Origin of the sequence: Leclercia sp. Colony189 (assembly GCF_009740165.1) — a bacterium.
In the GTDB taxonomy this organism is placed as follows: domain Bacteria; phylum Pseudomonadota; class Gammaproteobacteria; order Enterobacterales; family Enterobacteriaceae; genus Enterobacter.
Genome location: NZ_CP046557.1, coordinates 970833 through 994811, shown reverse-complemented (window position 1 = coordinate 994811; position 23979 = coordinate 970833). Strand labels below are relative to the sequence as shown.

Annotated in this window: 23 protein-coding genes and 1 tRNA gene; 10 read left to right on the top strand and 14 right to left on the bottom strand. The window is 54.5% G+C overall.

All coding sequences use genetic code 11. The annotated features are described in order from the left end of the window. Positions 1-2: 2 nt before the first annotated feature. From GNG29_RS04700 to GNG29_RS04675, 6 genes are all read left to right on the top strand, one after another. Entirely contained in the window at positions 3-269 is a 267-nt protein-coding gene (locus GNG29_RS04700) for a PTS sugar transporter subunit IIB (protein WP_156653959.1), read from the top strand. 31 nt (positions 270-300) lie between these two features. Next, positions 301-1563 (top strand): PTS ascorbate transporter subunit IIC, encoded by a 1263-nt coding sequence (locus tag GNG29_RS04695; protein ID WP_103178395.1) that lies wholly within the window; start codon positions 301-303, stop codon positions 1561-1563. 21 nt (positions 1564-1584) lie between these two features. Next, entirely contained in the window at positions 1585-2262 is a 678-nt protein-coding gene (gene alsE / locus GNG29_RS04690; protein WP_103823961.1) for a D-allulose 6-phosphate 3-epimerase, read from the top strand. A gap of 190 nt (positions 2263-2452) precedes the next feature. Beyond that, positions 2453-2923 carry a PTS sugar transporter subunit IIA gene (locus GNG29_RS04685; RefSeq protein WP_156653958.1) on the top strand — a complete coding sequence of 157 codons (471 nt, stop codon included), beginning with the start codon at positions 2453-2455 and terminating at the stop codon, positions 2921-2923. A gap of 71 nt (positions 2924-2994) precedes the next feature. Further along, positions 2995-3306 carry a PTS fructose transporter subunit IIB gene (locus GNG29_RS04680; RefSeq protein ID WP_103178392.1) on the top strand — a complete coding sequence of 104 codons (312 nt, stop codon included), beginning with the start codon at positions 2995-2997 and terminating at the stop codon, positions 3304-3306. 41 nt (positions 3307-3347) lie between these two features. Next, the gene (locus GNG29_RS04675; RefSeq protein ID WP_103178391.1) at positions 3348-4454 is read left to right on the top strand and encodes a PTS fructose transporter subunit IIC; all 1107 of its coding nucleotides are present in this window, start codon (positions 3348-3350) and stop codon (positions 4452-4454) included. A 205-nt stretch (positions 4455-4659) separates the two neighbouring features. On the opposite strand, the gene GNG29_RS04670 is transcribed toward GNG29_RS04675, so the two are convergent. After that, positions 4660-4735: transfer RNA gene (locus GNG29_RS04670), tRNA-Thr, on the bottom strand. A gap of 295 nt (positions 4736-5030) precedes the next feature. Here GNG29_RS04670 and GNG29_RS04665 point away from each other — a divergent pair. Next, positions 5031-7679, top strand: coding sequence for an EAL domain-containing protein (locus GNG29_RS04665; RefSeq protein WP_284454590.1), 2649 nt, complete (start codon positions 5031-5033; stop codon positions 7677-7679). 18 nt (positions 7680-7697) lie between these two features. Here the strand turns inward: GNG29_RS04665 and proA are convergent, their stop codons facing one another. After that, positions 7698-8951 carry a glutamate-5-semialdehyde dehydrogenase gene (proA, locus tag GNG29_RS04660; RefSeq protein ID WP_103178390.1) on the bottom strand — a complete coding sequence of 418 codons (1254 nt, stop codon included), beginning with the start codon at positions 8949-8951 and terminating at the stop codon, positions 7698-7700. A gap of 10 nt (positions 8952-8961) precedes the next feature. After that, positions 8962-10065 (bottom strand): glutamate 5-kinase, encoded by a 1104-nt coding sequence (gene proB / locus GNG29_RS04655; protein WP_156653957.1) that lies wholly within the window; start codon positions 10063-10065, stop codon positions 8962-8964. 302 nt (positions 10066-10367) lie between these two features. Here proB and phoE point away from each other — a divergent pair, with 302 nt between their 5' ends. Further along, on the top strand, positions 10368-11420 hold the full coding sequence (phoE, locus tag GNG29_RS04650) for a phosphoporin PhoE (protein ID WP_156653956.1): 1053 nt from the start codon (positions 10368-10370) through the stop codon (positions 11418-11420). 62 nt (positions 11421-11482) lie between these two features. Here phoE and crl read toward each other — a convergent pair whose 3' ends face one another. From crl to gpt, 3 genes are all read right to left on the bottom strand, one after another. Continuing rightward, positions 11483-11884, bottom strand: a complete 402-nt coding sequence (crl, locus tag GNG29_RS04645) for a sigma factor-binding protein Crl (RefSeq protein WP_103178387.1) — start codon at positions 11882-11884, stop codon at positions 11483-11485. A 57-nt stretch (positions 11885-11941) separates the two neighbouring features. Beyond that, positions 11942-13186: an esterase FrsA gene (gene frsA / locus GNG29_RS04640; RefSeq protein WP_103178386.1), complete on the bottom strand. Its 1245-nt coding sequence runs from the start codon at positions 13184-13186 to the stop codon at positions 11942-11944. A 97-nt stretch (positions 13187-13283) separates the two neighbouring features. Further along, complete coding sequence (gene gpt, locus GNG29_RS04635; protein ID WP_032616685.1) at positions 13284-13742, bottom strand: xanthine phosphoribosyltransferase; 459 nt, start codon at positions 13740-13742, stop codon at positions 13284-13286. Positions 13743-14002: 260 nt separating this feature from the next. On the opposite strand from gpt, the gene pepD reads away from it, so the two are divergent. Beyond that, on the top strand, positions 14003-15460 hold the full coding sequence (gene pepD / locus GNG29_RS04630) for a cytosol nonspecific dipeptidase (RefSeq protein WP_156653955.1): 1458 nt from the start codon (positions 14003-14005) through the stop codon (positions 15458-15460). Between the two features lie 139 nt (positions 15461-15599). On the opposite strand, the gene dinB is transcribed toward pepD, so the two are convergent. Continuing rightward, positions 15600-16658: a DNA polymerase IV gene (gene dinB / locus GNG29_RS04625; protein ID WP_156653954.1), complete on the bottom strand. Its 1059-nt coding sequence runs from the start codon at positions 16656-16658 to the stop codon at positions 15600-15602. Between the two features lie 159 nt (positions 16659-16817). Here dinB and GNG29_RS04620 point away from each other — a divergent pair, with 159 nt between their 5' ends. Further along, a complete protein-coding gene (locus GNG29_RS04620; protein WP_156653953.1) occupies positions 16818-17663 on the top strand; it encodes a glycerophosphodiester phosphodiesterase family protein in 846 nt (281 codons plus the stop codon). Positions 17664-17695: 32 nt separating this feature from the next. Here the strand turns inward: GNG29_RS04620 and nqrM are convergent, their stop codons facing one another. From nqrM to GNG29_RS04585, 7 genes are read right to left on the bottom strand one after another with little or no spacing between them, the layout of a single operon-like run. After that, on the bottom strand, positions 17696-17911 hold the full coding sequence (nqrM, locus tag GNG29_RS04615; RefSeq protein ID WP_168192001.1) for a (Na+)-NQR maturation NqrM: 216 nt from the start codon (positions 17909-17911) through the stop codon (positions 17696-17698). Then, positions 17911-19134, bottom strand: coding sequence for an NADH:ubiquinone reductase (Na(+)-transporting) subunit F (gene nqrF, locus GNG29_RS04610; RefSeq protein WP_103178381.1), 1224 nt, complete (start codon positions 19132-19134; stop codon positions 17911-17913). Before nqrF ends, nqrM begins: the two co-directional genes overlap by 1 nt. A gap of 11 nt (positions 19135-19145) precedes the next feature. Then, positions 19146-19742, bottom strand: a complete 597-nt coding sequence (gene nqrE / locus GNG29_RS04605; RefSeq protein ID WP_103178380.1) for an NADH:ubiquinone reductase (Na(+)-transporting) subunit E — start codon at positions 19740-19742, stop codon at positions 19146-19148. Between the two features lie 6 nt (positions 19743-19748). Continuing rightward, positions 19749-20387: an NADH:ubiquinone reductase (Na(+)-transporting) subunit D gene (locus GNG29_RS04600; RefSeq protein WP_103178379.1), complete on the bottom strand. Its 639-nt coding sequence runs from the start codon at positions 20385-20387 to the stop codon at positions 19749-19751. Next, entirely contained in the window at positions 20380-21174 is a 795-nt protein-coding gene (locus GNG29_RS04595; protein ID WP_103178378.1) for a Na(+)-translocating NADH-quinone reductase subunit C, read from the bottom strand. Before GNG29_RS04595 ends, GNG29_RS04600 begins: the two co-directional genes overlap by 8 nt. Next, complete coding sequence (locus GNG29_RS04590; RefSeq protein WP_156653952.1) at positions 21167-22405, bottom strand: NADH:ubiquinone reductase (Na(+)-transporting) subunit B; 1239 nt, start codon at positions 22403-22405, stop codon at positions 21167-21169. Before GNG29_RS04590 ends, GNG29_RS04595 begins: the two co-directional genes overlap by 8 nt. Positions 22406-22408: 3 nt before the next feature. Continuing rightward, positions 22409-23752 (bottom strand): Na(+)-translocating NADH-quinone reductase subunit A, encoded by a 1344-nt coding sequence (locus tag GNG29_RS04585; protein ID WP_156653951.1) that lies wholly within the window; start codon positions 23750-23752, stop codon positions 22409-22411. Positions 23753-23979 lie beyond the last annotated feature (227 nt).

Here is a 23979-nt window from a genome sequence, read left to right as displayed (position 1 = left end):
AGATGAAAAAGGTTCTGATTGTTTGCGGTAACGGTTTAGGCAGCAGTTTTATCGTCGAAATGAACGTAAAAAAAATAATTAAAGAGCTGAATAAAGAAGCAGAGGTTTCTCATACCGATCTGACTTCGGCAAAAAGTGAAAATGCCGATATTATTCTTAGCGCTAAGGATATTGCCGAACATCTTTCCAGCCATTCTGCCCAGGTCTTTGGCTTATCTAACCTGCTGGATAACAATAAAATCAAAGAAATTCTTTCCGAAAATCTCTGATTAATTATTTGCGGCCTTACGGAGTTATTCTATGCTGCAGTTTATTATTCATGATGTGTTGGGCACACCAGCAATCCTGGTCGGTCTCTTTTCCCTGATCGGCTTATTATTGCAGAAAAAAGCTTTTTCCGATGTTATTTCCGGAACCCTCAAAACCATTATGGGTTTTGTGATATTAACATCCGGAGCGGCGATTATCGCCACGACATTAACGACCTTTAGCCAGCTGTTTGAGCACTCATTCCATATTCAGGGAGTAGTGCCCAATACGGATGCTATGGCGGCGCTGGCCCAGAAAAACTACGGTACCGCAACGGCAATGATCATGGTCCTGGGGATGTTGTTTAACATTGTCCTGGCCCGTATTACACCGCTGAAGTACATCTTCCTGACGGGACACCACACGCTCTATATGTCGGCGATGCTGGCCGTTATCCTCTCAGTCGGCGGTCTGTCACCCCTGTGGGTGGTGCTGGTGGGAGCGGTGATCCTCGGCATCATGATGGTGGTCTCGCCGGCCATTCTGCAGCCGTTCACACGCAAAATAACTGGTACTGATGACCTGGCACTGGGCCACTTTGGTTCAACTGGCTATCTGCTGTCGGCGCTGGTGGGAAAAGCGATCGGTAAGGGCAGCCCGTCGATTGAAGAGCTGAAGGTACCGAAATCACTGAACTTCCTGCGTGACTCCTCGGTCGCCATCTCGCTGACGATGATGATCCTGTTCGTGATTCTGGTGCTGGTAGCAGGCAAAGAGTTTGTCGAAACCAGTATCAGCGGTGGTCAGAACTTTATCATCTTCGCCATTATCCAGTCGCTGACCTTCGCGGCAGGCGTGTGGATCATCCTGGCGGGCGTGCGCATGATTATTGCCGAAATTGTTCCGGCCTTTAAAGGCATCGCCGACAAACTGGTGAAAGACGCCAAACCGGCTCTCGACTGCCCTACCGTCTTTCCATTCGCTCCAAACGCGGTGATCGTCGGATTCCTGTCAAGCTTTGCCGCCGGTCTGGTGAGTATGTTCCTGTGCCCACTCTTTGGTTTAAGCGTCATCGTTCCTGGCCTGGTGCCGCACTTCTTCTGCGGCGCGACGGCGGGCGTTTACGGCAACATCTGCGGAGGTCGCCGCGGCGCGGTGGTGGGTGCATTTGCTCACGGTCTGCTGATTTCATTTTTGCCGGCAATTTTGCTGCCTCTGATGGGCGACCTTGGCTTTGCATCCACCACCTTTGGCGATGCGGACTTCGGGGTGGTTGGCATCATTCTTGGGCATGTCGTATCACTGTTTAACTAATTGATTCTTTTGGAGGTAAGTATGGCGGCTAAATTTTCGCCCTCGTTAATGTGTATGGATTTAACGCAATTCAGAGAACAAATTACGGCAATGAACGGGCGGGCGGATTTTTATCACGTTGATATTATGGATGGCAGCTATGTGAAAAATATTACGCTATCACCGTTCTTTATCGAAAACCTGAAGAAAATCACCGATGTGCCAATCGATGTGCACCTTATGGTGAACCACCCGGAAGATATTATTCCGATGTGTATTGATGCAGGGGCCGATATTATCAGCTTCCATCCGGAGACGGCGAATAACAAAATATTCCGTCTGCTGAACCAGATTAAAGATGCGGGCCGTCGCTGTGGCGTGGTGTTGAACCCGGCTACCCCGGCTGATGCCATTAAAGAGTACGCGCATCTGCTGGACAAAGTGACCGTCATGTCGGTTGACCCAGGCTACGCCGGGCAGAAATTTATTCCGGAATCACTCAACAAAATCAGACAATTGATTGCGATGCGTGAAGCGCATGGTTACCACTATCTGACCGAGATTGACGGCTCCTGCAACGAGAAAACCTTTAATGTAATTGCTCAGTCCGGTGTTGACGTCTTTATTGTCGGGACCTCTGGCCTGTTCTCCCTGGCGGATAATGTGAGTGATGCCTGGGATAAAATGGTCGATATTTACCAGCGCGAAGTCGCTGCCTGAAAATTGCAGTGCGCTCAGCCGTATTAAGCCATCGCGCAGGGTAAAGGTCTATTTAACCGGTCTGTCTCTTTATCCGCGCTCCTGATTAGTACGGTTGAGGGCGCTGTACCTTTTAGCGCGTAGTTGCCAAAGCAAGAAGCATTTTGTATCCCCACTTATATCAATGCTTTTTTATTATCGAAGGTGAATTATGGATATTTCGGAAGTTCTTAACGTCAAAAATATCAAGTTAAGCATGAGTGCGAGAAGTAAGGAAGATGCCATTGAAGAATTAACGGATTTACTGGTGCAGGATGGCGCGGTCATTAATAAAGATGAATTTATTCGGGATGTCTGGCTGCGAGAGGAGCAGGGATCAACGGGATTCGAAAATCATATTGCGATCCCGCACGGTAAATCCTCGGCTGTCGCCCATACGGCATTGGCTATTGGGCGTACCCAACACGACATTCCCTGGGAAACGATGGATGGGAGCGATGTCCACTGTATTATTTTATTTGCTGTTCGTCTGGCAGATCAGAATACAACTCACATCCGTTTATTATCACATGTCTCAGGCTCATTAGCCGACGAGGATATTATCGCTAAGTTGCTGGTAGAAACTAATCCTCAGAAGCTCATTGAGCTATTAAATTCAGAAGCTGAAGACCAGACCGTTTAATTCCGGAAATTATTACCTCTGCCATTATCTGATAAGTTTGAACATCTCAAAGCAAATTATGGAGAATACCCATGAATATCGTTGGAATTACAGCCTGTACTGTAGGTATTGCACATACATACATTGCGCAGAAGAAAATTGAAACAGCAGCAAAAAAAGCAGGTCACAATGTCAAAATTGAAACGCAAGGCACTATTGGTATCGAGAACGCCTTAACCGCTGAAGAAATTGCACAGGCCGATATTGTTCTGCTGGCCGCTGATGTAAAGGTATCTGGAGAAGAACGGTTCGCCGGAAAGCGAGTAGTTAAAGTTCCAACAGAAATGGCGGTTAAATCTCCTAATAAGCTTATTGAAAAGCTCAGTGAATTAGTGAATTCATAACTTTTACCTGTGCGTATCCTATAAATTAAAGGGCGTAATTTATGAATATAAAAGAAATATGGAAAGCAGCCAACCCTAAAGGTCATCTGCTTACTGCTATCTCGTTCTTAATTCCCATTGTCTGTGGTGCTGGATTTATTATTGCCATCGGCATGGGCCTGGGGGGTACGGTTCAGGACGCGTTAGTGCCGGGCCAGTTTGATCTGTGGCAGGCCTTAGCAACGATGGGCGCAAAGGCCCTTGGACTTTTGCCCGTCGTTATCGCTATCGGGATTTCCGGCTCGATCGCTGGCAAACCCGGTATTGCGCCGGGTTTTATTGTGGGCCTGGCGGCTAATGCTATTGGTGCAGGTTTCATCGGCGGCATGATCGGCGGCTACATTTCCGGCTATATTGCGCTTGCCATCATTAAAAATGTGAAGGTACCTGGCTGGGCTCGTGGCTTAATGCCTACACTGATTGTGCCATTTTTTGCCTCTATCATCAGCGCCCTGATCATGGTCTACATCATCGGTACGCCTATCGGTATTTTTACCGATGCGCTTACCTCTTTCCTGAGAAGTATGGGTACCTCTTCCAATTTAGTCTTAGGGGCTGTGATTGGCGCGTTGTGTATTGTTGATTTCGGCGGGCCGATCAATAAAACCTGCTTCGCATTCGTCTTAACGCTTCAGGCGCAGGGCATAAATGAACCCATTACTGCACTTCAGCTAGTGAATACGGCAACCCCTATCGGCCTGGGGCTGGCATTTTTTATCGCCAAACTTCTGCGCAAAAACATCTATAACAACGAAGAGATCGAGATGTTGAAATCGGCGGTGCCGATGGGAGTGGTGAATATCGTCGAAGGCTCTATACCTATCGTGATGAACGATATCATTCGTGGTATCACCGCTGCGGCAATCGGTGGCGCCTGTGGTGGTGCCGTTACCATGGTATATGGTGCTGACGCAACCGTACCTTTCGGCGGCGTGTTGATGATTCCAACCATGTCACACCCCATGGCGGGTATTATGGCGTTACTGGTGAATATCGTTGTCACGGCTACTGTCTATGCCGTCATCAAAAAGGATGTTCCTCGCGACGTGGTTATAAACCACGATGATGAAGAGGAAGATATTAATCTGGATGACATCAAAATAAGCTAAGCCTGGACGTAACAACACACAGGGTAGATTGGCAACATTCTATGTCTCGCTGGGCGGTATCCAGGCTACTGGTGCTGCCCGAACACCTTCTCAGGCTTATGTAAACGGTGCAGGCTAAAAATTATGCAAAGAATATGTTCTGTTGATAATACTTGGGACTTACATTCCTGACTGGTGAATATCAGAGGTAACGCGTTGACTTAGATGGTGCCGATAATAGGAGTCGAACCTACGACCTTCGCATTACGAATGCGCTGCTCTACCAACTGAGCTATATCGGCTTTCAGGAGAGGTACTGCGGTGTAAAAGGGTAAGAAAAAGAGCCCACCTCGTCAACCCCTCCTCTTTTAGTCGTTGATTTTTACACCAACTCGCGCAAAAACCATGCAGAAAAAAGGGCTATTTTCGCCTTTCTTCACATTTTGTGGTTATTTGCCTGCATCGGCGATGCCATCTTACCCCATTTCCCAACAGGATCGGCTATCTTCAGTTTTCATTTTGGCATCAAGCCCCGCCAGAACAGGTCGATAACAATTCTAATCGGAACACAGAAATGCCTGAGAGAGTGGGTACATAATGAATAAATTTTTTGTCACCGATGACATAGCTGGCACGGACCTTGAGCCAAAAAGAACCGCCAGCTTTATCAAACGCGCCCTGCTGCTGATGGTCTCTCTGCTAATGGTGCTGTTTATTATCGCCATCATCGCGCTGCTGACGATTGTGCGAAATATCAATGAAGACAGCGATAAGCACAGCGCCATGCTGCTGCAAAAGGCCATTCATAACCGTGTCGATACCCTCGCGACCCACATTAAAGACTATGCCTGGTGGGGAGAAGCCTACCAGCACCTGCATCCGAAGGTGGATATCGACTGGGCCTATACCCGCCAGAATATGGGCGCGACCCTCTGGCGCGATTTTGAGTACGAAGGGGTCTTCGTGCTGGATGTCAACGGGCAGACCCGTTATAGCGTCATCAACGGCAAGCTGGTGACACGCTCTCTGCAAGCCTGGCTGGGCGACGATCCCATGCCCGACCTGATTCAGAAAATAAGCAAACCGGACGCCGTCCCCGTATCTAACACGGTGGTACTGAAGGGAGGTCATCCGGCACTGGTAGCAGCAGCCAACATCACTACGGGCGATGACTCAAGCATTACAGCTGCCCCCGGCCCAGCCTCGGTGCTGGTGTTTGTGGACGTGCTGGATGAGCGTAAACTCGCCGCGCTGGGTGAAGAGTATGGTATCGCCCAGACTCGCGTGCAGCATACGGGCACCTCAACGCTGGCAGGACGACGCGGGGTAGCCACCCTTCCCGTTGATGGTCAGCAGGTTACGTTCGAATGGAAAAGCGAAAATCCGGGTCGGGAGCTGCTGCGCTATATCCTGCCGCTGCTGATCCTGCTGGCGCTGTGCACCGCTATTCCCGGCGTGATGCTGGGGCGTAACGCGCTGAAAAAGGCGCGCATGTATGATGAAAATACCTGGCTGCTGGCGCAGAACCGTCTGGCGCTCACCGCCAGCGAACGGCGTTTTCGTGACGTTGCCGAGGCGACCACGGACTGGATCTGGGAGACGGACACCGAGCTGCGTTTTACCTGGCTTTCGGAGCGTTTTCCCGGGATCACCGGGCACAGCATATCGGCCTGGATTGGCCGTCCGCTCAGCGAGCTGATGGAGGCCGAAAACCAGTCGCTGGCGGAGTGGGTCACCCTTCCCGGCCAGACGGGTCATCGCCGCTTGCTGCACTGCCGTTATCTTTCGGCGATGGGCCACCAGCGCTACTGCCATATTGCGATTAAACCGGTTATCGCGCCGGAGGGGATCACCGGCTACCGTGGCACCGCCACGGATGTCACTCTTGAAGTGGAGGCCCAGGCGCGCGTGGAGTATCTCTCCCGGCACGACGATCTCACCGGGCTGCCCAACCGGGTGCGGATGCGCGAGTTCCTTGAGGGCAAGCTGCGGGCGCAGCCTACGCAGATGCATCCGCTGGCGATGCTCAGCCTCGATCTCGATAAGTTCAAACCGGTCAACGATCTGTTTGGTCACAGTGCCGGCGATAGCGTACTGCATGAAGTTTCGACCAGGCTACGAGACTGTATCCGCGATTACGATCTGGTGGCGCGCCAGGGCGGGGACGAATTTATCCTGATTATCTCCGACATTCATGACAGGAAGTACGTTGATACCCTGTGCGAACGTATCATTGCCGAACTTACGCGCCCCTTCCTGATCAACGGGAATGAGATCGTAATCGGTGCCAGTATCGGCGTGGCTATCGCACCGCATGATGGGGTCGACGCGAGCGAGCTCCTGCGCTTCTCAGACATCGCCTTGTACAAAGCCAAAAGCACCGGCCGTAACAAGTGGGTATTTTATACGCCTGAAATGGCTGAACAGATGGTGCAGCGTCGCGAGATGGAAGAGAGCCTGCGCGACGGGATTAAAAAAGAGCAGTTCCATCTGGTCTATCAGCCGCGCTATGGTCATGACTCCTCGCGCATTATCGCCGTGGAGGCGCTGGTTCGCTGGGATCACCCTGAGCTCGGCCTGATCATGCCGGATCAGTTTATCTCCCTGGCCGAAGAGACCGGGCTGATCGTTCCGCTGAGCGACTGGGTGCTGAAAACCGCCTGTCGGGACGCGCAGCAGTCGCTGCACGGCCTCTCCGTGTCGGTGAATATCTCTGCCGTCGAGTTCCAGTCCTGGCAGGTCGTGGAGCGCATCAAAGAGGCGCTAGAGATATCGCAGTTAGATCCATCCCGGCTGGAGATTGAAATCACCGAAAACGCCACCCTGTGGAATCCTGAAAACAGTCTCGAAATCATGCTGGCGCTCAAGAAACTGGGCGTGAAGCTGCTGATGGACGACTTCGGCACCGGCTACTCCTCCCTGAGCTACCTGCGCAATTTCCCGTTCGATGGCATCAAGCTGGATAAATCGTTTATCGACGGTATGCCAGAGAGCGACAGCGCCAATACCATCGTCGAAAATATTATCGGCCTGGGTAAAGCATTCTCGCTGAGTATTACGGCTGAAGGCGTAGAGAACGAAGGACAACTGCAAAAACTGATGATGATGGAGTGCGATGAAACCCAGGGCTATTACATCAGCAGGCCACTCAGCCTGACAGCGCTAAAACAGCAAATCGCCGTGCTGGACCTGGCGGCGCAGAATCGGGCAGGTCTCAACACCAGAGCGAGCGCGGGCAACCGCTGAGGCTGCCCACGCAGGCAATCAGGCGCGAATGGTATCGTCGCCGAAGCCAATCCATTTGTAGGTGGTGAGCGCTTCAAGACCCATCGGGCCGCGGGCATGCAGCTTCTGGGTGCTGACCGCCACTTCTGCGCCCAGACCAAACTGGCCGCCGTCGGTGAAGCGGGTGGAGGCGTTGACGTAAACCGCAGATGAGTCCACCTCGTTGATAAAGCGACCGGCATTGCTCAGGGTGCGGGTGAGGATCGCATCTGAATGCTGGGTGCCGTGTTCACGAATGTGCGCGATAGCATCGTCGAGATCGGCCACCACCTTCACGTTCAGATCCAGCGACAGAAACTCGTCGTCGTACTGCTCCGCTTTCACCGGCTCAACCTTCGCCGGGCCGTTCTGCAGCTGCGTCAGCGCGTTGGCATCGGCATGCAGAGTCACGCCGCTTTCCGCCATCTGCTTGCTCAGTGCCGGCAGGAAGGTCTCGGCGATGCCCTGGTGTACCAGCAGCGTCTCCACCGTGTTACAGGTGCTTGGGCGCTGGGTTTTGGCGTTGACGATGATCTTCAGGGCCGGTTCGAGCTCGGCAGTGTCATCTACAAAAATATGGCACACGCCGATACCACCGGTGATCACCGGGATCGTCGACTGCTCGCGGCACAGCTTATGTAAGCCTGCGCCACCGCGTGGGATCAGCATGTCGATATATTTGTCCATGCGCAGCATCTCGTTGACCAGGGCACGATCCGGGCTTTCAATCGCCTGTACCGCACCAGCTGGCAGGCCGCACTCTTCCAGCGCCTGCTGGATCACCTTTACCGTGGCGGCGTTGGTGCGCCAGGTCTCTTTTCCACCGCGCAGGATGGCGGCATTGCCGGTTTTCAGGCACAGCGAGGCGACATCAACGGTGACGTTCGGGCGGGCTTCGTAGATCACGCCAATCACCCCCAGCGGCACGCGGCGACGTTCGATGCGCAGGCCGCTGTCCAGCAGTCCGCCGTCAATCACCTGCCCTACCGGATCGGCCAGACTGCATACCTGACGCACATCGTCAGCAATGCTTTTCAGACGCGCGGGGTTTAATGCCAGGCGATCGAGCATCGCCTCGCTCAGACCGTTGCGGCGGGCTTCCAGCAGATCCTGCTCGTTAGCGAGCAAAATCTCGTGGGACTGGGCTTCCAGATAGTCAGCGATTTTTTCCAGCACGCGGTTTTTCTCGCGGCTGGAAAGGAGCGCCAATTTGTACGAGGCGGCTTTGGCAGCGGCGCCCATTTGTTCCAGCATGTCCTGCTCCTTAACGGGTGATCATATCGTCGCGATGGACAGCAACCGGGCCGTACTCATAGCCGAGAATGGCATCGATCTGCTGTGAATGGTGGCCTGCAATGCGGCGCAGCGCATCGCTGTTGTAGCGGGAGACGCCGTGGGCAATGTCGCGCCCTTCCAGATTACAGATACGAATCACTTCACCACGGGAGAAGTTACCTGTCACGTTTTTAATTCCTTTTGGAAGCAATGAACTGCCTCTTTCCAGAATAGCGGCGGTGGCGCCCTCATCCACGGTGAGCTGTCCAGCGGGTGGCGCGCCGAAGATCCAGCGTTTGCGATTTTCCAGCGGGGTCGCTTCGGCATGGAAACGAGTGCCCACCGAGATGCCTTCCATGACATCGCCGATAACCCCCGGACGGCTGCCCGCGGCGATGATGGTGTCGATCCCGGCGCGGCAGGCCACATCGGCGGCCTGCAGTTTGGTCCCCATGCCGCCGGTGCCGAGGCCAGAGACGCTATCGCCCGCGATGGCGCGCAACGCATCGTCGATACCTTTTACATCGGTGATAAGTTCAGCCTGCGGGTTGGTACGCGGATCGGCGGTGAAGAGACCTTGCTGGTCGGTCAGCAGCAGCAGCTTGTCTGCGCCCGCCAGAATGGCAGCCAGCGCCGAAAGGTTATCGTTATCGCCGACTTTGATTTCTGCGGTGGCGACCGCGTCGTTTTCGTTAATGACCGGAACGATGTTGTTATCCAGCAGCGCGCGCAGGGTGTCGCGGGCGTTCAGGAAACGCTCCCGGTCTTCCATATCGGCGCGGGTCAACAGCATCTGCCCGACATGGATGCCATAGATGGAGAACAGCTGTTCCCAGAGCTGAATCAGACGGCTTTGCCCCACCGCCGCCAGCAGCTGCTTGGAGGCAATAGTGGCCGGAAGTTCGGGGTAGCCCAGGTGTTCACGCCCGGCAGCAATCGCCCCGGAGGTGACAATCACAATACGGTGCCCTGCGGCGTGCAACTGCGCGCACTGGCGCACCAGCTCAACAATATGGGCGCGATTAAGGCGGCGCGATCCGCCTGTTAACACACTGGTACCGAGTTTTACCACCAGCGTCTGGCTGTCACTCATAGTTCTCTGCCGTTCAACAATAAGGGAAATGATATTAATCAGACTTTTTATCAGGACTGGGGTCCGTTGCCAACCGCCATAACGCAGAGGCAACCACTTTGTTGCGCGGGATCAGGAAGCGTAGCGGCAGAATTTGACGGTTTTATTACTGAAACAGAAAAATACAATTATTTAAAATTATTCTGAGATTGTCATAAAACGTTCATTACAGAACGTTAAAACCCTTCCTGTTTTTTCACGGAACAAAAGCATGAGCTTACTGTTCAGCGAATATTAGCGCGTATATAAAACCAGGATTGAAAATGAAAAAGAGTACTCTGGCATTAGTGGTAATGGGCGTTGTTGCTTCCGCATCTGTACAGGCAGCCGAAGTGTTTAATAAAAACGGCAATAAACTGGACGTTTACGGAAAAGTGAAAGCGATGCGTTATATCAGCGATGATGATGCCAAAGATGGTGACCAGACTTATGTGCGTTTCGGCTTTAAGGGCGAAACCCAGATTAACGATCAGCTCACCGGTTATGGCCGCTGGGAAGCTGAGTTCTCCGGCAATAAAGCTGAAAGCGACTCTTCACAGAAAACCCGTCTGGCCTTTGCCGGTATTAAGCTGAAGGATTTCGGCTCATTCGATTACGGTCGTAACCTCGGTGCGCTGTATGACGTTGAAGCCTGGACCGATATGTTCCCGGAATTCGGCGGTGACTCTTCTGCGCAGACCGACAACTTCATGACCAAGCGCTCCAGCGGCCTGGCAACTTACCGTAATAGTGACTTCTTCGGCGCCATCGATGGCCTGGATCTGACGCTGCAATATCAGGGTAAAAACGAAGGCCGCGAAGCTAAAAAACAGAACGGCGACGGCTTTGGTACCGCTCTGACCTATGATTTCGGCGGCAGCGACTTCGCCATCAGCGGCGCCTACACCAACTCTGACCGAACCAATGCCCAGAACCTGCTGGCGCGCGGCGAAGGTAAAAAAGCCGAAGCCTGGGGTACCGGTCTGAAATATGACGCCAACAACATTTATCTGGCAACCATGTACACCGAAACGCGTAATATGACGCCAATCTCCGGTGGCTTTGCCAATAAAGCGCAAAACTTCGAAGCCGTTGCGCAATATCAGTTTGACTTTGGTCTGCGTCCATCCCTGGGTTATGTCCAGTCAAAAGGCAAGGATATTGAAGGCATCGGTGATGAAGATATCGTGAAATATATCGACGTCGGCGCGACCTACTATTTCAACAAAAATATGTCCGCGTTTGTTGATTATAAAATCAACCAGATTGATGACAACAATAAACTGGGTGTGAGCAGCGATGACATCGTTGCGCTGGGTATGACCTACCAGTTCTGATTTATGCCGATAAAAAACCCGGCTAAGCGCCGGGTTTTTTTATTGTCTTTTTGATACCGGGCTTATGCTGTCAGCTTCACCGGCTCATTGGTGAAATCATCAGCAGGCTCGAGTTTCAGATCGAACGTTGCCAGCAGCGTACGGGCTTTTTCGTGGAATTCACGCAAGGTATGCTCAAGGCGCTGGATCACTTCTGGATCCTTAATGGCCATCTCCTGCCAGTGACCCTCTTTATTGAACAGGCCAAACTGATAGTTGTAGGTGAAGCGTGACGCTTCTGCTTCCATTTCCATCCACCATCCCCAGAATTCGCGCTTCTCCGGCGCTGGCTTTACGTTAACGCAAACTGCCAGGCAATCGAAAAAGAAGCGATTCTCTTCGCACTGCTCTTCGCGGATGTAGGGGCCAAGAGCCATAAACTTCTTGATCATCCTACTTTTCGGATGTCCACTCGGTAACGTCATTGCGATCTCCTTTTGTGAAGCCACTGTTTTACCAAACCCAAAAAAATTAGCAATCTCTTAACTCAATCTCTGATGGATCCAGCGCGTGATCTGCTGCAGTGCTTTGTCAAAATTCTCATACACCGGGCTGAACGGCACCTCCAGCAGCTTGCCATCCACAGATGACGAGGTGATTAAGCGGGACTCCTCTTCCGGGCTGAAGGGATCGTTTTTCCAGAAACCAGAGAGCATTGGCGTAGGGCAACGACGCCCCAGCAGCCCCTGCATTTTCAAAGAGTAGCGGTTGAGCTCTACGCGCAGCGCCTCGTCCGAGGCATCGTGCATACCCAGCCGGCTGGCCAGCACATCAAGGTACATTTCCGGCACGCTGCTCTGGCGGGCAGGTTCGCTTAACAGGGCGTGAACCACCGGCCCCAGACAGGCCACCGCCTTCAGACGTGAAGATTCGAGATAAGCCAGACGGACAGCGACATTGGCGCCAAAGCGGAAACCAAACGCCGCTACGCGGGTGTGATCCACCCACGGGTTTTGCTCCAGCGCTCTCAGCGCATGCTGGTGGAGCAAGCTGGAATCCTGGGTCAGTTTCCATTTTGACGAAAAGCCAATAGAGGGCATGTCGAGGGTCAGCATCGCCAGCCCTTTCGGCGCCAGGTAGCGCTCATACAGGCTGTAGTAATCGGTCTGCAGGGAGTCGAGGCCGCCGCACATCATCACCGTCGGGAAGGGGCCGTCGCCCGCGGGCATATGGAGGAAGCCGGTGACCGCCGGGCCGCCGGGGATGGTAAAGCTGATTTCCCGCATCCGGCCAGGCAGGTGCTGGGCCGCCTCCTGGTAGGCGCGGTTTGCCAGCGCCTGGGCCTGCTCTGCCAGCTCGTCGCCTTTCAGGTGCGGGTAAGCCGCAATGCTGTAGAGGTTAGAGGCGTGCAGCCAGTGCTGGCCGCTTAACAGAGGATCCTCCTCCTGACTGGCCTTCTGCTGCCAGATCATCGCCTGTTTTGCCCATTCATAGATCCAGTTGCCGCCGCGATAGCCCACCACCGTGTCGTACAGTTCACCGTCGGTGCGCTCGGCCTGGCTCATGACAATACGCGCCTGCACGTCGAGAATTTCGCGGGGATCGACACCACGCCAGATCCACATCAGGCGGTTAACCATGCGATACCAGTGCGGGATATTTTTGCCATCGAGCGCGGACTGCACTGACGGCTGTGTACTGCCGTTAAAACGACGAACCAGCGTCGACGTTTCCGGGTGCTTGAACTTGGGCTTGAAGAGAATTTCGCTGAGATTCGCCTGGGACATTGCGCGCTGCCTCTATAGATACGTCAGAGAGGGTCATTGTAACGCGCCAGTGGCGAAAAAATAACGCCCGGCATCACCGGGCGTTAAAAAATATGGATTAGCGACCAGAAATAGGTGGAACGAATACAACACCCATATCCCATGGCTGCTCGATCCAGGTATCCTGTGGGATATCAATGACATAATCGTCAACCAGCGGCTTGCCGGCCGGTTTCGCGAAGATAGTGACGAAATGCGCTTTTGGATACATTTCGCGGATAGCCACTGCCGTACCGCCGGTATCAACCAGATCGTCAATCACGATGAAACCTTCACCATCACCTTCAGCGCGTTTCAGCACTTTCAACTCACGCTGGTTGTCATGGTCGTAGCTGGAGATGCACACGGTATCGACATGACGAATACCCAGCTCACGTGCCAGCAGTGCCCCTGGTACCAGGCCGCCGCGGCTGACAGCGATGATGCCTTTCCACTGTTCGGATGGCATCAGGCGCGCAGCCAGTTTACGTGCATGAATCTGCAACATGTCCCAGGTGACGATGTATTTTTCGCTCATGTGAATTGTCCCAGCCTGTGTTTATACGGCTTAAAAAGTGTTCGAGGGGGAAAATGGTTGCGCGAGATTATAGAGATCTGAAGCACTAAAAACCAGTGCTAAGCGGTTACAGCGGGAGTTTTTACTTGCTTACCCCTACCAGCCGACAGAGAAAGTGGTATTCTCAAACCCACCTCGCAAGTCTGACTTGTGGTAACTCTAAACCTGCTAACCCCGTGACCTGCAAGATTGTCTGCAGGAGATCGACAAGGAGACTTACTGTGTCTGAACTGTCTCAACTATCGCCACAGCCGCTGTGGGATATTTTTGCCAAAATTTGCTCCATTCCTCACCCGTCCTATCACGAAGAACAGCTTGCCGAACACATCATGGGCTGGGCGAAGGAAAAAGGGCTGCACGCCGAACGCGACCAGGTTGGCAACATTCTGATCCGTAAACCCGCCACCGCAGGCATGGAAAACCGTAAACCGGTTGTGCTGCAGGCGCACCTGGACATGGTGCCACAGAAGAACAACGACACCGTTCACGACTTCACCAAAGATCCGATTCAGCCGTACATCGACGGCGAGTGGGTTAAAGCCCGCGGCACCACCCTGGGTGCGGATAACGGCATCGGTATGGCCTCTGCGCTGGCGGTGCTGGCCGACGATAGCGTTGAGCATGGTCCGCTGGAAGTGCTGCTGACCATGACCGAAGAAGCCGGTATGGATGGCGCGTTTGGTCTGCAACCGAACTGGCTGCAGGCGGATATTCTGATCAATACCGACTCCGAAGAGGAAGGCGAAATCTATATGGGTTGCGCAGGCGGTATCGATTTTATCTCCACGCTGCCACTGACCCGTGAAGCGATCCCGGCAGGGTTCCAGACCTTTAAGCTGACGCTGAAAGGTCTGAAAGGCGGCCACTCCGGCGGTGACATCCACTTAGGGTTAGGCAACGCCAACAAACTGCTGGCCCGTTTCCTGGCCGGTCATGCTGCCGAGCTGGATCTGCGTCTGGTGGATTTCAATGGCGGTACGCTGCGTAACGCTATCCCGCGTGAAGCGTTCGCGACCGTGGCGGTTGCCGCAGACAAAGCCGATGCGCTGAAAAAGCTCTCCTCCGTTTATCTGGATATCCTGAAAAACGAACTGGACGCCAAAGAGAAGAACCTGACCGTGGTTCTGGAAGCGAGCACCAGCGATAAAGCGGCGCTGACTGAACAGTCCCGCGACCGCTTTGTTCAGCTGCTGAACGCCACGCCAAACGGCGTGATCCGCAACTCTGACGTGGCGAAAGGCGTGGTGGAAACCTCTCTGAACGTCGGCGTGGTGACCATGGCTGACGACAGCGCAGAGATCATCTGCCTGATCCGCTCCCTGATCGACAGCGGGAAAGATTACGTGGTGAGCATGCTGGAATCTCTGGGCAAACTCTCTGGCGCGCAGACCGTCGCCAAGGGCAGCTACCCGGGCTGGCAGCCAGATGCGAGCTCGCCGGTGATGGCGCTGGTGCGTGAAACCTATCAGCGTCTGTTCAACAGCACGCCGAACATTCAGGTGATCCACGCTGGTCTGGAGTGCGGTCTGTTCAAAAAACCGTACCCGGATATGGATATGGTGTCTATCGGGCCAACCATTACCGGTCCGCACTCGCCGGATGAGCAGGTTCATATTGAAAGCGTGGGCCATTACTGGACCCTGCTGACGGAACTGCTGAAAGCGATCCCGGCGAAGTAATCAGCCGACTGTTGCCCCGCGGCACTGCGTTTGCCGGGCCTACAAGGTCAACATCGTTTGTCATTTGTAGGCCCGGTAAGCAAAGCGCCACCGGGCAGTAGTTTGTAGGCCCGGTAAGCGTGAGCGCCACCGGGCTTTTTTACAGCCCCAGCACCAGCTGCCGCTCAAGCTGCGGATCCAGCAGCGTGACATGTAATCCCACCAGCCGCACCCCGCGCCCTGCCCGACGCTCTTCCCAGGTTTTCTTTGCGGTGGCGATCAGATCTTCCTTGTTGAGCCGAGGCCAGACGTGCTCCTGCGTAGTTTGCTGAAAGTCGTTGAACTTCAGTTTTACCCCCTGCCGGGCAATCAGCAGATCCGGTTTGACCTTCGCCAGCCGCCGTTCCAGTTCCGGATAAAGCTGTTCGACAATAATGGTTTCACAGGCTGCCCACTCGTGGATATCCTCAGCCAGGGTCCGTTCCACACCGACCGATTTACGCAGCCGCTCGCTGTTAACGTTGCGCTCGTCAATGCCCTGGCTTCGCTCCCAGAGCACCCGGCCAAACTTACCAAAGCGCTTAAGTAACATGCCCAGATCGCTGTTCTGCACATCCTCGCAGGTGCGCAGTCCCATCTTCTCCAGCTTTGCCGCAGAGACTTTACCCACGCCGGGGATCTTGCTGAGCGGCAACGTTTTGATAAATGCCGGGACCTCGTCGGGGGTGATCACATACTGACCGTTAGGCTTATTGAGATCCGAGGCAATTTTGGCGAGAAATTTTACCGGGGCGACGCCCGCCGAGGCGGTGAGCTGCAGCTCATTGAAAATCGTCTGGCGGATCTCCTGCGCCATCAGCGTGGCGGAGCCGTGACAGTGCAGGCTGTCGGTGACATCCAGATAGGCTTCATCCAGCGACAGCGGTTCAATCAGGGAGGTGTAGCGGGAAAAGATGTCGCGGATATGGCTGGAGGCTTCTTTGTAGGCATCGAAACGCCCCGGCAGTAAGGTGAGATGCGGGCAGAGTTTTAACGCCATGGCGGTTGGCATGGCGCTGCGCACCCCGAACTTACGCGCCGGATAGTTAGCGGTACTGATCACGCCACGCCGCTCGCGACTGCCGCCAATGGCAATGGGGATATCCCGCAGCGCCGGGTTATCCCGCATCTCCACCGCAGCAAAAAAACAGTCCATATCGACATGGATGATTTTGCGCATCGTCTTCACCACACCTGTAATTACATCCAGTATAACAAAGTACAAAAAATGCGTCAGCAGTTTTACTGTCTCACTTCTGTCATTAAATCGTGGTACAAGATGGAGCCAATAAACGCTTTAAATTCATCAAGTTAATGCATTTAAAATGGAAATTTATTCATGAAAAAGATGATTATCGCTTCACTGCTGATCGCCTCAAACGCCTGGGCTGACCTGCAAATTATTGCTCACCGGGGCGGAACCGCCGATGCGCCGGAGAATACGCTGCCTGCCATTGCCCTGGCGCTGGAAAATCATGCTCAGGCTATCTGGATAACCGTGCAGCTCAGCCGTGACGGCGTTCCCGTTCTGTATCGTCCCAGCGATTTGAGTGCGTTAACCCCCGCTCAGGGAAAAGTGTCCCAGTACACCCAGGCAGAGCTGGCGACATTTAACGCAGGTGCGAAATGGAAAGAGAGCGTTACCGGCGCCACTATTCCAATGCTGAAAGCCGTGCTTGAACGCTGGCCTGAGACCCGCTTCTATATTGATATCAAATCCCCGGATGCTGATGCAGTCGGGATGGGCAAGCAGCTGCTGACCGTGCTGAAAGAGACCAACAGCCTGAACCGCGTGCGCGTGTACTCTACCGAAGATCGCTATCTGGATGCGCTGCCCGCAGAAATACCGCGTTTTGTCACCCGCAGTGAAACGCGTACCCGGCTGGCAAATATCTCGCTGAACCACGTGTGCCAGGCACCAGCAAAGACAATGGACGCATACTGGTACGGGCTGGAGTTGAACCGCAAGGTCGAGGTGGTGGAGAAGTTTACCCTGGGCGAGGGGATCTCTCCGGCAACCCTGACATGGGACAAAGAGGCGATGGACTGTTTCCGCTCGCAGGGTAATGGTCACATTATCCTGCTGGGGGTAAATTCCGCGGAGGATTACCAGAAAGCAAAAGCGCTGGGGGCCGATGGGGTGATGGTCGATTCCCCAGCCCAGGCGCGGGAGTGGCTTAAGTAAAAAAACAGGCCGCTTGATGCGGCCTGTTTATTTCAGAGGATCCGGTTTTGCTGGCGCTGCGCCTCACGCGCCATACGCTTTTTACGCGCATCGCACGGCTCAGGGCAATCGCAAACTTTCTCCATCCCCAGGGAAGAGATGCCACCACAGCTGCCCTGAATGCTTTTGCGCTTAATCAGCCAGCCGAGGGACATGCCGAAGATCACCAGCACAAAAACGGCAAAGGTCAGCACGAAGGTCATCATCATCAGCCTCCAAAATCATCCAGCATGATGTTCTCATCTTCCACGCCCAGATCCTGCAGCATTTTAATGACTGCGGCGTTCATCATCGGCGGACCACACATATAGAACTCACAGTCTTCCGGCGCGGCATGGTGCTTCAGATAGTTTTCATACAGGACGTTATGAATAAAGCCGGTATAGCCGGTCCAGTTGTCTTCCGGCTGCGGATCGGAAAGCGCAATGTGGAAGGTAAAGTTCGGGTTGTCCCGCGCAAGCTGTTCAAACTCATCCTGATAGAACATTTCGCGCAGCGAACGGGCACCATACCAGAAGCTGATTTTACGCTTACTGCCGAGGCGCTTAAGCTGGTCAAAAATGTGCGAGCGCATCGGCGCCATGCCGGCGCCCCCGCCGATAAAGACCATTTCGGCGTCGGTATCTTTAGCAAAGAACTCACCAAATGGACCGGAGATAGTAACTTTATCTCCCGCTTTCAGCGACCAGATATAAGAAGACATGATCCCCGGCGGTGCGTCCGGCACGTTTGGTGGCGGCGTGGCAATACGCACGTTGAGCATGATAATGCCCTTCTCTTCCGGGTAGTTAGCCATTGAATAGGCGCGCAGCGTCGGCTCTTTTACCTCAGAGACAAAACGGAACAGGTTGAATTTATCCCAGTCACCGCGGTACTTCTCAGGCACATCAAAATCTTTATATGCGACAGTATGTTCCGGGCATTCAATCTGAATGTAGCCGCCCGCACGGAACGGCACGTCTTCCCCGTCGGGAACCCGCAGCTTAAGCTCTTTAATGAAGGTGGCTTTGTTATCATTGGAGATAACTTCACACTGCCACTTCTTAATGCCGAAGATCTCCTCCGGCAGTTCGATCTTCATGTTCTGGCGAACCGCCACTTGGCAAGCCAGACGACAGCCCTCTTTCGCCTCGCGCTTGCTGATGTGCGACAGCTCCGTTGGCAGAATATCGCCGCCACCCTCTTTGACGGTCACGCGGCATTGTCCGCACGAGCCACCGCCACCGCAGGCAGAGGAGATAAAAATGCCATTGCCAGAGAGGGTGTTCAGCAGCTTGTCGCCCGCAGGCGTCAGGATCTGCTTATCTGCCTCATCGTTTATCTCAATGATCACATCGCCGGAATTGACCAGCTTTGAGCGCGCCACCAGAATCAGCCCCGAGAGCACCAGCACGATCAGCGTGAACATCACTACGCCAAGAATAATTTCCATAGATTTTGCCCTTACAGCTGCACACCGGAGAAGGACATAAAGCCCAGCGCCATCAGACCAGTGGTGATAAAGGTGATCCCTAAGCCGCGCAGACCGGCCGGCACGTTGGCATACTTCATTTTTTCACGCAGACCCGCCAACGCCACAATAGCCAGCATCCAGCCAATACCAGAGCCGAAACCGTACACTATCGACTCGGTAAAGTTGTAATCACGCTGAACCATAAACGATACGCCACCGAAGATGGCGCAGTTCACCGCAATCAGCGGCAGGAAGATGCCCAGCGCCGTATACAGTGACGGGAAGTATTTATCGAGGATCATCTCGAGGATCTGAACCAGTGCCGCAATCACCCCAATGAAGGTGATAAAGTTGAGGAAGCTCAGGTCAATCCCCTCAACCAGCGCGCTGTCGCGTAGCACCAAGTTAAATACCAGGTTGTTGATCGGGACTGACAGCCCCAGCACCACCGTGACGGCAATGCCCAGCCCGAAGGCGGTCGATACCTTTTTGGAGACCGCGAGGAAAGTACACATCCCGAGGAAAAACGCGAGCGCCATGTTTTCGACAAACACCGCGCGCACAAACAAGCTAATGTAATGAGCCATTGTCGGTTACTCCTTTTCCTGCTGTTCAGGGCGCCAGGTTCTCACCGCCCAGATCAACAAACCGATAATGAAGAACGCGCTGGGCGCCAGCAGGAACAAGCCGTTTGGCAGATACCAGCCACCGTTTTGTACGGTTTCAAGGACAGGAATACCAAACAGTTTGCCGCTGCCAAGAAGCTCGCGCAGGAAACCGACCGTCAGCAGGATCACGCCATAGCCAAGACCGTTGCCGATACCGTCCATAAAGCTGGCCAGCGGCGGCATTTTCATCGCATAGGCTTCTGCACGTCCCATCACGATGCAGTTGGTGATGATCAGGCCAACAAAGACCGACAGCTGTTTTGAGATTTCGTAGGCAAATGCCCGCAGCAGCTGATCCACCACAATGACCAGCGAGGCGATGATCGCCATCTGCACGATAATGCGCACGCTGTTCGGGATGTGGTGGCGGATCATTGAGATAAACAAGCTGGAAAACGCCGTCACCAGCGTTACCGCCAGGGTCATCACCACGGCGGTCTCCAGTTTTGTGGTGACCGCCAGCGCCGAACAGACGCCCAGTACCTGCAGGGTAATCGGGTTGTTGGCGATGAGCGGCCCAATAAGCACCCGTTTAACTTCTTTCAGTTCGCCCACATCAGCCATTGTTCAGCTCTCCTTCACGTACCTTTTTGAGAAAAGGACCAAAACCCATCTCGCCCATCCAGAAATCAAAGCTATGCTGCACACCGTTTGAGGTCAGCGTGGCGCCCGACAGGCCATCGACGGCGTACTCATCACCCGGACGCGCCCCGCCTTTCACCACTTTAAGCGCCGGCTGGCCGTTATCATCCAGCACTTTTTTGCCGACAAACTGCGCCCGCCAGGCTGGGTTTTCGACTTCGCCGCCCAGCCCCGGGGTTTCGCCCTGATCGTAGTAAGTGATGCCCTTGACGGTGCGTCCATCGGTGTTGAGCGCCACGAAGGCATACATCATCGACCACAGACCATTGCCATAGACCGGCAGAACCAGCTCCTGGACACGGTTTTGTTCATCGCGTACCAGATAAATCTCCGCCGTATTGCTGCGGCGTTTGATGCCTGCCGGATCCTGACTGGCCTCCAGTACCGTGCTGCGCTGCGGATCTTTCAGCGCCTGGGCCTGATTGTAAGTGGATGGATCGGTCTCCAGCAGCTCGCCAGTATTGAGATCCACCAGACGTGGCGTGATGCGTGAAGCAAAGGTCTGCGCCACATCCTCAGCCCTCATTTCGCCGTTCATCAGCCCGGCGACGGCCAGGATGTTACGTTGTTTATCCAGGGCGCGTTGCTCCTGCTGACGGGATTTAAGACCCACCGCAGATCCTGCTACCACAATGGAGCAGACCAGGCAAAGCACCACCACCACCATCAGCGTCTTGCCGATAGTGTCATTATTTCTAATCTCAGCCACGCGCCTTCCTCCGTTTGATGTTGGCACGCACCACCAGGTAATCGAACAGCGGCGCAAACAGGTTGGCGAACAGGATCGCCAGCATCATCCCTTCCGGATAGGCCGGGTTCACCACGCGGATAAGGACGCACATCGCACCAATAAGCGCCCCGTAATACCATTTTCCTTTATTGGTAAAGGATGCTGAAACCGGATCTGTCGCCATAAACATCATGCCGAAGGCGAACCCGCCCAGCACCAGATGCCAGTACCACGGCATGGCGAACATCGGATTCGTCGCCGAACCGATCAGGTTAAACAGCGTCGCGGTGAGGATCATGCCAAGCATGACGCCTGCCACAATGCGCCAGGAGGCGACACGGCCAAAGAGAATGATGGCTCCGCCAATCAGGATCATCAGCGTGGAAACTTCGCCGACTGACCCAGGAATGGTACCGATAAAGGCATCGAACCAGCTAACCGGCTGTCCGGTGGCGTTGTTGACCAGCGCCTCACCGCCGCGAGCGGCCCACTGGGAGAGTGGCGTTGCGCCGGAAAACCCGTCGGCGGCGGTCCAGACCAGATCGCCGGAGATTTGCGCCGGATAAGCAAAGAACAGGAACGCGCGCCCGGCGAGGGCCGGGTTAAGGAAGTTACGTCCGGTACCGCCGAAGATCTCCTTCGCCATCACCACACCAAAGGTGATCCCCAGCGCCGCCTGCCACAGTGGCAACGTCGGTGGCACAATCAGGGCAAACAGAATGGAGGTGACAAAGAAGCCTTCGTTGATTTCATGCTTACGCACGATGGCAAACAGCACTTCCCAGAAGCCGCCGACCAGAAAGACCGTCATGTAAATGGGCAGGAAGTAGACCGCCCCCAGCGTCATCATGCTGATCCAGCCGGCATCAGGCGCAAAGCTCACGCCCAGCGTCTGCGCCAGCCGGTAGTGCCAGTCGCCAGCGATAACCTGCTGAAGTTGCTGCGCATCGTACAGATGGTTAAGCGCGGGGATGGTTTGCAGACCGACGTTGTACATGCCCCAGAACATCGCCGGGAACACAGCGAACCAGACGAGGATCATCATACGTTTGAGATCGATGGCGTCGCGCACGTGCGCGGCCCCTTTCGTCACCTGCCCTTGCGTATACAGGAGCGTCGCGGTCGCTTCAAAAAGCGGGTAGTACTTTTCCAGCTTGCCGCCGTGAGTAAAATGCGGCTCCAGTTTTTCAATGAGATGTTTCAGGCCCATCAGTTATCCTTCCTGCTCAATGCGGGTTAACACCTCGCGCAACACCGGTCCGTATTCATATTTGCCGGGGCAAACGTAGGTGCAGAGCGCCAGATCTTCTTCATCCAGCTCCAGACAGCCCAGCGCCTGAGCACCGTCAGTATCACCCGCCAGCAGATCGCGCAGCAGCACGGTCGGCAGGATGTCGAGCGGCATCACCCGTTCGTAGTTGCCGATAGGCACCATCGCCCGCTCGCCGCCGTTGGTATCGGTGGAGAAGTTGAACAGCTTGTTGCGCAGGAAATGGCCCAGCGTCGTACGGGTGATGGAGAACTTCTCTTTGCCCGGCATCACCCAGCCAAAGAGCTCTTTCTCACGCCCTTCCTTCACCACGCTGACCTGCAAATGGAAGCGCCCGAGGTACGCCTGCACCCCGACGGCATGTCTGCCGCTCAGTACAGAACCCGAAATATGACGGTTTTCACCTTCCAGGGTTTCGTCCACCAGCAGCTCGTTGATGTCTGCGCCAAGGCAGGTGCGTACCAGGCGCGGATGGCGCATCTGCGGGCCGCCCAGGGCGATAACCCGCTCGGTGCAAAGCTGGCCGGTAGTGAACAGCTTGCCGATAGCGATAACGTCCTGATAGTTCAGATGCCAGACCTGTTTGGTCAGGCTCACCGCCTCCAGGAAATGGATGTGCGTACCCACAAGCCCTGCCGGATGCGGCCCGGCGAAGGTATTAAAGGTGACTTGCCCCTGCGGGTGTCCGCCCAGTTTGCCGCCGCTTGCCTGGCAGACATGCACTTTGCCCTCCGTCAGACGCGTGAGCAGGGTTAGCCCGGCATCAAATGCCTGACGCTGCGCCAGAATGAGCGGCTGCGGGTCGGCGCAGAGCGGGTTGGTGTCCATGGCGGTGACAAAAATGGCTGCCGGGACGGTGCCGGGCACCGGGGTTTTGCTGAAGGGGCGGGTACGAAATGCCGTCCACAGTCCCGACTCCAGCAGTTGGGATTGCACAGCCTCACGGGTAAGGGTGGCGAGCGCCGTCGCATCGTGACGGGTAAACTCGCGCTCACCCTCACCTTCGATGCGGATCACCACCGACTGTAGTACCCGGCGTTCGCCACGATTGATGGCGACTACCGTCCCGCTGGCGGGTGCGGTAAAGAAGACCCCAGGATTTTTTTTATCCTCGAATAGCGGCTGCCCCTTGATGACGCTGTCGCCTTCCTGTACCAGCATCGTGGGGCGCATGCCCACGTAATCGTCCCCCAGAAGCGCAACATGGCGAGGCATCGGACAGGGCGAAATCTGCTGATCGGGAATGCCAGAAATCGGCAAATCAAGTCCTTTTCTGATTCTAATCATAGTGTTAGTTGTTATCCATGAAAAATCGTTCCGGCCAGATAGCCGGACGAGTCAGAAGTCGTTTCACAGGAGAAGAAAGGCGGTGAACGCTCACTCATGTTACATGCAGGATCGTGGCTGACCCTGAGAAAAGCATCCTTTCTTCACCTTCGGTCGTAAGACGCGGGGAGTGTACCATTTCTGCCAATCAGGCGGCAGCGATAACGCAGCGGCGGGTGCTAAAATGC

Bases quoted from the DNA above. Each gene is read 5' to 3' on its own strand.
- GNG29_RS04695 (WP_103178395.1), top strand. From the start codon at position 301: ATGCTGCAGTTTATTATTCATGATGTGTTGGGCACACCAGCAATCCTG.
- phoE (WP_156653956.1), top strand. From the start codon at position 10,368: ATGAAAAAGAGTACTCTGGCATTAGTGGTAATGGGCGTTGTTGCTTCC.
- GNG29_RS04590 (WP_156653952.1), bottom strand. From the start codon at position 22,405: ATGGGCCTGAAACATCTCATTGAAAAACTGGAGCCGCATTTTACTCAC.
- nqrF (WP_103178381.1), bottom strand. From the start codon at position 19,134: ATGGAAATTATTCTTGGCGTAGTGATGTTCACGCTGATCGTGCTGGTG.
- nqrM (WP_168192001.1), bottom strand. From the start codon at position 17,911: ATGATGATGACCTTCGTGCTGACCTTTGCCGTTTTTGTGCTGGTGATC.
- GNG29_RS04585 (WP_156653951.1), bottom strand. From the start codon at position 23,752: ATGATTAGAATCAGAAAAGGACTTGATTTGCCGATTTCTGGCATTCCC.
- GNG29_RS04620 (WP_156653953.1), top strand. From the start codon at position 16,818: ATGAAAAAGATGATTATCGCTTCACTGCTGATCGCCTCAAACGCCTGG.
- gpt (WP_032616685.1), bottom strand. From the start codon at position 13,742: ATGAGCGAAAAATACATCGTCACCTGGGACATGTTGCAGATTCATGCA.
- proA (WP_103178390.1), bottom strand. From the start codon at position 8,951: ATGCTGGAACAAATGGGCGCCGCTGCCAAAGCCGCCTCGTACAAATTG.
- alsE (WP_103823961.1), top strand. From the start codon at position 1,585: ATGGCGGCTAAATTTTCGCCCTCGTTAATGTGTATGGATTTAACGCAA.
- frsA (WP_103178386.1), bottom strand. From the start codon at position 13,186: ATGTCCCAGGCGAATCTCAGCGAAATTCTCTTCAAGCCCAAGTTCAAG.
- proB (WP_156653957.1), bottom strand. From the start codon at position 10,065: ATGAGTGACAGCCAGACGCTGGTGGTAAAACTCGGTACCAGTGTGTTA.
- GNG29_RS04665 (WP_284454590.1), top strand. From the start codon at position 5,031: ATGAATAAATTTTTTGTCACCGATGACATAGCTGGCACGGACCTTGAG.
- GNG29_RS04700 (WP_156653959.1), top strand. From the start codon at position 3: ATGAAAAAGGTTCTGATTGTTTGCGGTAACGGTTTAGGCAGCAGTTTT.
- nqrE (WP_103178380.1), bottom strand. From the start codon at position 19,742: ATGGCTCATTACATTAGCTTGTTTGTGCGCGCGGTGTTTGTCGAAAAC.
- dinB (WP_156653954.1), bottom strand. From the start codon at position 16,658: ATGCGCAAAATCATCCATGTCGATATGGACTGTTTTTTTGCTGCGGTG.
- GNG29_RS04680 (WP_103178392.1), top strand. From the start codon at position 2,995: ATGAATATCGTTGGAATTACAGCCTGTACTGTAGGTATTGCACATACA.
- GNG29_RS04675 (WP_103178391.1), top strand. From the start codon at position 3,348: ATGAATATAAAAGAAATATGGAAAGCAGCCAACCCTAAAGGTCATCTG.
- GNG29_RS04600 (WP_103178379.1), bottom strand. From the start codon at position 20,387: ATGGCTGATGTGGGCGAACTGAAAGAAGTTAAACGGGTGCTTATTGGG.
- crl (WP_103178387.1), bottom strand. From the start codon at position 11,884: ATGACGTTACCGAGTGGACATCCGAAAAGTAGGATGATCAAGAAGTTT.
- GNG29_RS04685 (WP_156653958.1), top strand. From the start codon at position 2,453: ATGGATATTTCGGAAGTTCTTAACGTCAAAAATATCAAGTTAAGCATG.